General features: G+C 53.1%; 10 protein-coding genes and 1 tRNA gene. All 11 read right to left on the minus strand.

The window, feature by feature from the left end; all coding sequences use genetic code 11:
- Nucleotides 1-122: 122 nt before the first annotated feature.
- The 11 genes from GXN74_RS13525 to GXN74_RS13575 all read right to left on the minus strand — a co-directional run bounded on the left by GXN74_RS13525 (nucleotide 123) and on the right by GXN74_RS13575 (nucleotide 10,212).
- Nucleotides 123-1,187 carry a LacI family DNA-binding transcriptional regulator gene (locus tag GXN74_RS13525; protein ID WP_162371473.1) on the minus strand — a complete coding sequence of 355 codons (1,065 nt, stop codon included), beginning with the start codon at nucleotides 1,185-1,187 and terminating at the stop codon, nucleotides 123-125.
- 285 nt (nucleotides 1,188-1,472) lie between these two features.
- A complete protein-coding gene (locus tag GXN74_RS13530) occupies nucleotides 1,473-2,447 on the minus strand; it encodes an ABC transporter permease (protein ID WP_162371474.1) in 975 nt (324 codons plus the stop codon).
- Nucleotides 2,448-2,506: 59 nt separating this feature from the next.
- Nucleotides 2,507-4,000, minus strand: coding sequence for a sugar ABC transporter ATP-binding protein (locus tag GXN74_RS13535; RefSeq protein ID WP_162371475.1), 1,494 nt, complete (start codon nucleotides 3,998-4,000; stop codon nucleotides 2,507-2,509).
- Between the two features lie 88 nt (nucleotides 4,001-4,088).
- Nucleotides 4,089-5,096, minus strand: coding sequence for a sugar ABC transporter substrate-binding protein (locus tag GXN74_RS13540; protein ID WP_162371476.1), 1,008 nt, complete (start codon nucleotides 5,094-5,096; stop codon nucleotides 4,089-4,091).
- Between the two features lie 92 nt (nucleotides 5,097-5,188).
- Nucleotides 5,189-6,196 (minus strand): bifunctional inositol 2-dehydrogenase/D-chiro-inositol 1-dehydrogenase, encoded by a 1,008-nt coding sequence (gene iolG, locus GXN74_RS13545; RefSeq protein ID WP_162371477.1) that lies wholly within the window; start codon nucleotides 6,194-6,196, stop codon nucleotides 5,189-5,191.
- Between the two features lie 587 nt (nucleotides 6,197-6,783).
- Nucleotides 6,784-7,224 (minus strand): RrF2 family transcriptional regulator, encoded by a 441-nt coding sequence (locus GXN74_RS13550; protein ID WP_162371478.1) that lies wholly within the window; start codon nucleotides 7,222-7,224, stop codon nucleotides 6,784-6,786.
- Nucleotides 7,225-7,234: 10 nt separating this feature from the next.
- Nucleotides 7,235-7,699, minus strand: coding sequence for an RrF2 family transcriptional regulator (locus GXN74_RS13555; protein WP_162371479.1), 465 nt, complete (start codon nucleotides 7,697-7,699; stop codon nucleotides 7,235-7,237).
- A 31-nt stretch (nucleotides 7,700-7,730) separates the two neighbouring features.
- Nucleotides 7,731-8,669 (minus strand): cysteine synthase A, encoded by a 939-nt coding sequence (gene cysK, locus GXN74_RS13560; protein ID WP_162371480.1) that lies wholly within the window; start codon nucleotides 8,667-8,669, stop codon nucleotides 7,731-7,733.
- A 223-nt stretch (nucleotides 8,670-8,892) separates the two neighbouring features.
- The gene (locus GXN74_RS13565; protein WP_162371481.1) at nucleotides 8,893-9,768 is read right to left on the minus strand and encodes a tRNA 2-thiocytidine biosynthesis TtcA family protein; all 876 of its coding nucleotides are present in this window, start codon (nucleotides 9,766-9,768) and stop codon (nucleotides 8,893-8,895) included.
- Nucleotides 9,769-9,799: 31 nt separating this feature from the next.
- Nucleotides 9,800-10,009 carry a hypothetical protein gene (locus GXN74_RS13570; RefSeq protein ID WP_162371482.1) on the minus strand — a complete coding sequence of 70 codons (210 nt, stop codon included), beginning with the start codon at nucleotides 10,007-10,009 and terminating at the stop codon, nucleotides 9,800-9,802.
- A 131-nt stretch (nucleotides 10,010-10,140) separates the two neighbouring features.
- Nucleotides 10,141-10,212: transfer RNA gene (locus GXN74_RS13575), tRNA-Thr, on the minus strand.
- Nucleotides 10,213-10,419: the final 207 nt, after the last annotated feature.

A 10,419-nucleotide genomic window follows, 5' to 3' on the forward strand; every position in this document is an offset into this window, starting at 1 on the left:
GTACTTCTTGAATGCGGTGGTCTCCTCCATGGGGATGTTCACCTCCACCGTGTTCAGGTCGATGGCAAGCCTCCCCGTCGCTACCAGGTCCAGTTCCCTTCCTTCTTGAAATACCAATTTGTTCATCTCGTCACTCCTTGCGCTCCTGGCGCAGCAACTGTCCAGGAATCCTCTCCGCCGGCGATGGTTGCCACCGAGTCCCGGACGACCAGCTCGGGGGAGAACACGAAGTCCCCCTCCAGCTTTTGGACCTTCCCTTCAATGGTGTCGATCAGCACCCTTGCGCTTGTCCTTCCCATTTCATAGTTGGGTTGGGATACGGTGGTCAACCGGGGCCGCACGATGTTGCTCATCTCGATGTTGTCGAATCCGGCCACGGAGATTCCCTCCGGCACCTTGATGCCCTTCCTTTCCAACTCTTCCAGTGCTCCGATGGCCATCAGGTCGTTGCAGCAGGCGACTGCGGTCATCCCTTTGGGGTTCCGCCGCAGAAGCTCCTCCATGGCCAGGACTCCGGACTCGATGTTGAACTGGCTTTCCACGATCAACGCCGGATCCATATGGATCTGGTGCTCCTCCAGGGCCTTGAGGTATCCTTTGAAACGGCCGTTGGTGGAGTAGCTTTCCGCCAGCCCCGCCATGAATCCGATGCGCCGGTGTCCCTTGGCGATCAGGTAGCTTACCATCTCATGCATGGCGGCTTCGTTGTCCACATAGACGCTCCGGCTCCCCGGAATGTCCACCTTCGCATCGATGAACACCAGGGGAATGGATGCCTCCACCACTTTTTTTCTGATCCTTCCGCTGACGATGTTGAAACTGTTGTAGATGATTCCGGAAACATAATGTTCGTTCAGGAAATCCAGATAGTTGATTTCTTTCTCTTCGGAATTGTTGCCGTCACACAGGATCACATTGTACCCTCGGTGGTTGGCCTCGTCTTCCACACCTTTCACCAATCGGGGATAATAGGGGTTCAGCAGGTCCTGGATCAGGAGACCGATGATTTTGGATTTCTTCGTGACCAGTCCCCGGGCCACGGCGCTGGGCTGGAAGTTGTATTCCTCCACAATCGCCAGGATCTTCTTTCTGGTCTCCTCACCGACTCCCTTGCTTTTCTTGTTGATCACCCTCGATACGGTGGCTACAGATACATTGGCCATCCTGGCGATATCCGTGATTGTCATTTCGGTTGGTTCATCTCCTCGGGCCACGCGCACCGGAACCGGTTGCGGACTTGTATTTGCTGCTAGTAGCCTTGAAGCAAACATGACAACACATGACAACCATGTATCCTAAAGCTACTCATATTATACCATATGCCATGGTTGCGTCAAGGTTTTTGCTTGTTTTCCTTCAATAAAAAACCGGAGCCCATGCACGATGGGCTCCGGGGTTGCAATCGCCCGTACTTATGCGTTATCAGGATGCCGTCCGGCAACTGCCTAGGTCTTTTCTTGTCCGCTTCTCGCCTATCTGTTCCTCTTCTTGTCCATGACGACGGCGCTTACGATGATGATTCCCTTGATGATCTGCTGCCAGTAGGCGGACACGTTCATCAGGTCAAGGCCGTTGTTCAGGACACCCATAATCAGGGCTCCGACGATGGTTCCGGGAATGGTGCCGATGCCGCCGGAGTGGCTGACGCCGCCGATGGTGGCCGCCGCGATGGCGTCCAGCTCATAACCCACAGCCGCCGTGGGCTGTCCCGCACTCAGCCTGGATGCCAGGATGACCCCGGTCAGACCGGTGAGCAGTCCTGCGAACATGTAGACTTTGAGGACGATGTTCTTTGCATTGATGCCCGATACGATGGCAGCGTTGTAGTTGCCGCCGATGGCATACACGTATTTGCCGAACTTGGTGTGCTTGAGAAGGATGTGGCTGACCACCGTTACAATCGCCAGGATATAGATGGGTGTGGGTACTCCCAGGATGTATCCGCCGGCGATGTACTCAAATCCGGGGGTGAAGCCGGTGACAGGCTTGCCGTCCGTGTACAGGAGGGCAGCCCCCCTTGCCGAGATCATCATCCCCAGGGTGGAGATGAACGCCGGAATGTTCTGCCGGGTGATGATCCATCCTGCGATTCCTCCCGCAAGGCTTCCCACCGCCATGCCCACCAGGATGCCCACGATGACGGGATACTTGCCGCCGGTCACGACGCTTGCGGCAACTACGCCCGAAAGGGCGACCACGGAACCGGAAGAAAGGTCGATGCCGCCGGTGATGATGATGAAGGTTACGCCCATGGCGATGATGGCGATCATGGAGATCTGGCGCACCACGTTCAAAAGGTTCCTGGACCTGAGGAAGGTCGGGGAGATGATGGAAAGGATGATGACCATCAGCACAAGCACCAGGAAGATGGCGTACTTGTTCATGAATTGACCCAAGATCTCTTTAAAATCACGGCTGTTCTTTTGCGCAACGTTATCTGCTTTCATTGACTTACTCCTCCAAACGTGAAATCTCTATTTTTGTGTTCGACTGGTATCCTCTACGGTCAACCGATCGCGTATTCCATAACTCTTTCCTGGGTCGCCTCCGACCTGTCCAGCTCCCCTTTGATCTTGCCGTTGTGCATTACGATCACACGGTCGCTCATGCCGAGGATTTCCGGCAATTCCGAGGAAACCATGATGACCGCCTTGCCTTGTTTCGCCAAAGCGCTCATCAGTTTGTGGATTTCCGACTTGGCGCCGACGTCGATTCCCCGGGTGGGTTCATCGATGATCAGAATGTCCGGGTCCGTCTGCAGCCAGCGGGCAATCAGCACCTTCTGTTGGTTTCCACCGCTCAGGTTCTTGATCAGCTGGTCCAGGCTGGGAGTTTTCACGTTCAGCTTCTTGCTGGCGGCTCCGCATTCGTCATTGATTTTTTTGGGGTTGATCAGGAGTCCCGACCTATATTTGTCGATGCTGGCCACTGCGATGTTGTCACGTATGGAGAGGGGAAGGAAACATCCCGTCAGTTTTCTGTCCTCTGTCAACAATGCCAGCTTATTTGCGATTGCATCTTTGGGTGTCTTGATCTCGATTTTCTTTCCTTCGACATAGACTTCACCCGCATCTTTTTGCGTCACACCGAAAAGCGCTTCCATGACCTCCGTGCGACCTGCTCCCATCAGTCCTGCGAATCCAAGGATTTCTCCTCTCCTCACTTGGAAACTGACGTCTTCAAAATAACCTTTTCTAGTAAAATTCTTCACTTCCATGAGAACTTCCCCGATCGGAACCTCTTCTTTGGGGAACATGGCTTTCAGCTCTCTTCCCACCATCAGGGAAATCAGCTTGTTGTTGTCCAATTCGTCCGCTCTTTTGGTTGTCACATACTGTCCGTCGCGGAAGACGGTGATGTCGTCGGAGATCCGGAAGATCTCGTCCATCTTATGGGAGATGTAGATGATCGATACGCCTTTTTCGCGCAGTCCTCTGATAATGGTGAACAAATGGTTCACTTCTTTTTCCGTAATCGCAGATGTGGGCTCGTCCATGATGATCAGCTCGGAATTGTAGGAGATCGCTTTGGCGATTTCCACCATCTGGGTGTTGGCGATGCTCAGTTCTTTCATTTTTTTTCTAGGATCCAATTCAATGTCCAGCTGCTTGAACAACTCAACCGCTTTCCGGTTCATCTCTTCGTCGTCCACCCAGAAGGTCTTTCCTTTGGTTGATTCCCTTCCCAAGAAAATGTTTTCCGCTATGGTCATATGTGGGATTGGGCTCAATTCTTGGTGAATCATGGAAATCCCCATGCCCAGTGCGTCATTGGTGCTTTGGATCGTTACCGGTTTGCCTTTGTAGATGAGTTCTCCTCCAGCGTCAGCAGGTTGGATACCGATCAGGATCTTCATCAGCGTTGATTTTCCCGCACCGTTCTCACCCATCAATGCATGCACGGTCCCTTTCCTAACCTTCAACTGGACATCTTCCAAGGCCTTAACTCCAGGAAAAGTTTTGGAAATGTGATTCATTTCAAGTATGAATTCATTATTCATTGAAGTCAATCCTTTCATATTTCTGTGTTATCGCCACACGAGATGTTCCGAAGAACATCTCGTGTGGAAACAACAGATTTTCAATGCATTAGTTCAAGTATTTGTCTACATCTTCAGGTCTTACCAGCACGTAAGGGATGTCGTAGATTGCGTCTACTTCTTCACCTGCTGCGATTTTGGCTGCGACTTCGATGGCTCCGCCACCCTGTCCGGCCGCATCCTGGAATACCGTGAAGTCCAAACGTCCTTCTTTCAGGTACTGAAGTGCTTCGGGTGTTGCGTCGATGCCGGCGATGACAAGCTTGTCCCTGACTCCAGCATCTTCAGCCGCCTTGATGGCGCCCAAAGCCATTTCGTCGTTGTTTGCAACGATCGCGTCGATCTCAAGACCGGATTGCAGCCAGTTCTCTGTAACCTTCATACCTTTGTCCCTGTACCATTCGGCTGTGTTTTCCGCAACAACCTTCATGTCGGGGAATTTTTCCGCAATTACGTCTTTAACCGCTTGTGTCCTAAGGATTGCAGGCTCATGTCCGGGAGCTCCGGTCAGGATTGCAACGTTCCCTTTTCCACCCATGGCTTCTCCAACCGCTTCCATTTCCAGAACACCGGAAACATAAGAGTCGGAACCTACATAGGCATGTGCGATTTCTTGGTTCTGCAGCTTCCTGTTTACGGATACCACGGGGATTCCGGCATCCACGACTGCCTGCACCATGGGAACGGCAGCTTCCGTGTCAACAGCCATGACCACGATTACGTCCATATCCTGGGCAATGAAGTTTTCAACCTGGTTCATCTGTGTGTTGGCGTCATATTTGGCATCGGAATAGGAAACTTCCACATTGCCAAGCTCGGCAGCCGCTTTCTCCATACCCTCTTTCAGGTATACCTGGAACTGGTCGCTGAAGTCGGCAAGGGCAACACCGATTTTGTAGGTCTCTTTCGCTCCGCCTGTCTCCGTTCCCGTCTCCGTTCCTGTTTCTGTTCCTGTCTCTCCGCCAGTTGCAGGCTCTTCCTTCTTTCCGCAACCTGCGAATACACTCAAGGACAAGAGCAACACCAACAATACCGCGATACTTCTTTTCAGTTTCATAATAACTCCTCCTAAAATATGTTTTTTATAAAAACCCGGCTTCTTCTATAGTAATGTAGGAAACCGGGATTTTACCGTTTGCTGGTTCCGGATTATTTGTAGAAGTCCGGCTTGGGCTCGGCGGGGATCGCTTCGATCGCGCCGGATGTCTGCGCCTTCACGCAAGCGTCGGCTGTTACGGCAGCCCTGTAGCCGTCCCAAGAGGTGGGGCCGTCCACTTCGCCTTTTGCTGTGGAATCAATCCACTCCTGCAGCTCCACATCGTAGGAATCGATGAAGCGCTTCTTCCAGTCCATCAGGATGTTGGTGCCGTACTTGGCATCCTTGCGCATGACCACGCTTTGGGGCTCGGGCAACCTTGCGATGCCTTCTTCGCCGACCACTTCGCACTGGATGTCATATCCGTATTTCGCGTTCACAAACACTTCCACGTCCACCCGTCTGCCTTCCGCGGTTTCCAGAAGCACGATTTGGGGGTCGCTCAGGTGGCTGAATGCATTCTTCGTCTTTTTGGGCATCAGCACTTGGGCAGACACATAGTCGTCGTTGAGCAGCCAGCGGATGACGTCGATCTCATGGATCACGGTGTCATGAATGGCCATGTCCGTCATGTAGCTTTCTCCGACTTCCGGGTTCCTATGGGCGCAATGGACAATGAGGGAATCACCGATGCTTCCGTTGTCCACAACCTCTTTCAGCATTCTGTATCCGCTGTCGTATCTGCGCATGAAGCCTACCTGGACCAATTTCTTTCCGGCGGCCATTTCCGCATCCACAATCCTTTTGGCTCCTGCAGCTGTTGTGGCCAGGGGTTTTTCGCAGAAAACAGGCTTTCCTGCAGCAATGGATCCCAGCACGTACTCCTCATGGGTGGCTCCCCAGGATGTGACAACGATGGCATCCACGTCCGCGGCTTCAATCACCGCCTGACCCGTCTTTTCCACCCTTGCGCCAGGTATGTCTTTGATCACTTCCGCCGCACGCTCCAGGTTCACGTCTGTGACTGCCACGATTTCCGCTCCCACCAGCTTGAACTGGATTCTGCGGATATGCTCTTCTCCGATTGCTCCTGTACCGATTACGCCAACTCTCAATGCCATTGTGATACTCCTCCTTGATGATGGGCTTGGGGCGGATTTCTATTTATGTTGTGCATTCCGTCCGTGCCATATGATTGTAGCGCCCTTTGGGCGATGTTTCCATTTTTTTCCGAACCGAAAGGCGTTTATGGACAGTTCATCCATACTTAACACTTTCGTAACATATTGTTCCAATTGTCTAGATTGTTTCCGTTTGCCAGGTGCCAGTTGTGCAATCTGTTTCTTTTTATGCCGCATGAATTTGTAGTTTGCCGAGTAAACGTTTTCTCATTCGATGTTTTCATTATATATATTTACACATTAAATGTCAATCGTTATTTTCATTTTGTTCATTATACACATTCACTCTGGTTAATTTATTAACACTTTTGTGCCTTCGTGTACGGACACGCTTGGCTTTTCTCCCCCAAAACCTCCATTCCTGCTGCAAAATTTTGTCATTTCGATTCACAATCGCATCGGATCAGATGCATGTTTTTTGTGCATTTCGCATTTTTCATGGCGCTCCCACTTGCACATGTGCCCATCTTGCAGGCTTTAAAAGCAAAAAAAAGACCAGTTTCTGGTCTTTTTTTGCCCTGTCCTTGTCATATGTAATACATCAGGAAATCCTGATAGTTGATCTTTTTGTGTTCTTCCACCAAAGCCTCCAGGGTGATCCCGTCCACGTACCGGTTGATCCTCTCGTCCATCTTGTCCCAGACCAGTTTCCTTACCGTTCCGGCGATGGTCCCCTTTTCCATGCGGTCCTCGCCGTCCACGACGGTCAATTCCCCTTCCAAGACCCGCAGGATGTCCCCCACCGTCACTTTGGCAGGGGGGGCCGCCAGGAGATACCCTCCTTGGGCGCCCTTCACGCTCTTTACGATCCCGCTCTTGCGCAGGGCCGCAAACACCTGCTCCAGATAGATTTCCGACAACCCCTGCCTTTCGGCGATCTTCGCCAGGGGCACATGGCCCTCCTGGGAGTGAACCGCGAGGTCTATCAGCGCCCGCAGTCCATAGCGGCCCTTCGTCGACAGTTTCATCCAAATCACCTCAAATCATGTATTCTATGTCCGTTTCCCCGTCCGACGCGTCCCTGCTCTCCAAATAGTCGGAGACCAGGTCCTGCAGGGTCACCTCGTCCGCCACCTGGTTGATTTCATCCATGATGGCCTGCCATACGATGCGGGTCACACACATCTCGAAGTCCGTGCAGGCCTGCTGGCATTTGCCGTCATCCAGGCAAACCACCGGGGACAAGGGACCTTCCACCGCGCGGATCACCTCGCCTGCTGTGATGGCTTCCGGAGCCCTGGCCAGCAGGTATCCTCCCTGGGCCCCCCGGATGCTGTTGACGATCCCCTTCTTCCGGAGGGTCCCGAAGAGCTGCTCCAGGTAATTCTTCGAAAGATCCAGCCTTTCTGCAATCTGCTGCAGGCTTTGCAGATGGTCTGTGGAGTTGACGGCCAAGTCCACCACCGCCTCCAATGCGTATCTTCCCTTTGTGGATATCTTCATCCCGCTCCCCTTCCATTCTGTCCGGTCCGGCTTATGCCTCCGGATTGAACAGTGGTGTGGACAGATACCGTTCGCCGGTATCCGGCAGCAACACCACGATTTTCTTGCCTTTGTTCTCTTCCTGTTTCGCCAATTGCAGGGCGGCATAGGCGGCCGCTCCGGACGAAATTCCCACCAGGAGCCCTTCCGCAGACGCCAGCTTCCTGGAAGTCTCGAACGCCTCTTCATTGGTCACCTGGATGATCTGGTCGATTACCCCCTGGTTCAGCACGCCAGGCACAAAACCGGCTCCAATCCCCTGGATCTTGTGGGGCCCCGGCTTCCCTCCGGAAAGCACCGGAGAATCCTTGGGCTCCACGGCTACGATACGGATGTCCGGATTCTTCTGTTTCAGCACTTCGCCGACGCCGGTGATGGTTCCGCCCGTACCCACACCCGCCACGAAGATGTCCACCTTCCCGTCGGTATCCCTCCAGATTTCCTCCGCGGTGGTCTTCCTGTGGATTTCGGGATTCGCAGGATTTTCAAACTGCTGCAGCAGGACAGCCCCCGGTGTGGCCTCCACAATCTCCTGGGCCCTGCGGATGGCCCCCTTCATCCCTTCCGGGCCGGGCGTAAGCACCAGCTCCGCCCCGTAGGCCTTCAGCAGGTTCCTTCTCTCCACGCTCATGGTTTCGGGCATGGTCAGGATCAGCCGGTACCCTTTGGCGGCGGCCACGAAAGCAAGGGCCACACCCGTATTCCCGCTGGTGGGCTCCACCAGGACGCTGTCCTTGGTGATCACGCCCTTCTCCTCCCCTGCGGAAATCATGGCGTTCCCGATCCTGCACTTCACGCTTCCCGACGGATTGAAATACTCCAGCTTCCCGATGATGCTCGTCTTCGCCCCTTCGTTTGCGCTGAAGGCGTTCAGCTCCAGCAAAGGCGTGTTCCCGATCAGTTCAATAAGACTCTTCGCTATCTTCGACATGGCGTCCCTCCGTTAACTTATTAATTAGCTATGTTTTGTTGGTTTTATTGTATCGGATATTCGGGACCTTGTCAAGGCGAAAATGGAAATATTCTGGGGATCCTGCGCTTTGCAACCCTTTGGGCTATGGACAAGCCCCAGGGATGGGGGCCGGAAGCATCCGGCATCCCATGCATGGACCGGGCTTCCCGCATGGGATGTCCCCCATCAGACGGGCGCTTCCTCAATCCATATAGGTGTCCAGGAAGGAATGCCTTTCCTTTCCTTTCGACCATCCAAGGACGCAATCCATGTTCACATTCCCCGCGGCGTTCATGATCGATTTGTCGATGTCCGGAGAGAGCTCCTTCAAGGTCTGCACCAGATCCTTCATCTCGTTCCTTTTGGTGGAGATCCGCTGGGCCGCCACCACGCAACCGCAGTTCATGGGGGAAAGGCCGGCATTCACGGTGAATCGCTTGATCCCTTCCTCATGGACATAATACATGGGTCGAATCAGTTCCATGTTCTCGAAGTTCGTGGACTTCAGCCGGGGCATCATCGTCTTGAACGTCCCCGCATAGAACAGGTTCATCAGGGTGGTCTCTATCACGTCGTCGAAATGGTGGCCCAAGGCGAGCTTGTTGCAGCCCAATTCCTGGGCTTTGGCGTAAAGGGAGCCTCTCCGCATCCGCGCGCACATGTAGCAGGGATAGTCTGCTGCAATCTCGTCGATGACCTCGAAGATCTGGGACTCGTAGATTTCCACCGGAATGCCCAAATGGGCACAGTTGTCCAGCAGCATCTCCCGGTTGGTGGCGTAGAACCCGGGGTCCATGGCGATGAAGGAAAGCCGGAAGGAAACCTGGCCATGACGGTGCAACTCCTGGAAGAGCTTGGCCATGGCCAGGCTGTCCTTTCCACCGGAGATGCCGACCGCGATGTGGTCGCCCTCCTCCACCAGCCGGAAAGCCTTCACCGCCTTGGTGAAGGGTGCCCACAGGTCTTTCCTATAGGTCTTGATGATGCTTCTTTCAATTTCTTTTAGAGGAAGCCTGTCATGCAGGGGTCTGAGGACGGGACATCCCGTCCCTCCCGTTCTTGTGCTTGTCGTATCCATCCTACTCCTATGCTCGGAAGGCGCCTGACCTTCAGCCCCAAAGCAGCATGCCGATTCCCACCAGCAGGGATACGGCCGCCACCACATGGAAGAAGATCAGGGCCCCTTTGTCTGTCAGCAATCTGCGGAACAATTTCGTATGGGCCATTTCCCAGATGACCTGGGGTTGTTTCAGGGCGGTCCAGAACACAAATACGCCGTATAAAATAAGCAAAACACCGAAGAGCTCCACTCCACTCATGGCAATACCTCCTTTGCAGTTCGGATGGTTGCACCCTTTCCAACTCCATTATACTATGTTTACAAGGTTTTGTCTGTATGTCCCCACACACAAAAAAACAACCTTTCCCCATTCGGGAAAAGATTGCCTCAAGCTGATGATGGGACTCGAACCCACGATCTCCTCCTTACCAAGGAGGTGCTTTACCTCTAAGCCACATCAGCAGGTCTTGCTCTTTACAGCTATTGCATTATATCAATTTTCAAATCAAAAAGCAAGCCCTTTTTTCGATAAATTTAACCGATTCTGATTCACATATGATAATGTCCTATTGTAACGCAAATGATTATGTCCCACTTCCGGTCATGGTGTACAATGAACCTCATGCGACAAAATACAATACATCGAGGTGGCCGCTATCAGAAAGGTAG

The organism is Anaerotalea alkaliphila, assembly GCF_010179735.1.
GTDB classification, from domain to species: Bacteria; Bacillota; Clostridia; order Lachnospirales; family Vallitaleaceae; genus Anaerotalea; species Anaerotalea alkaliphila.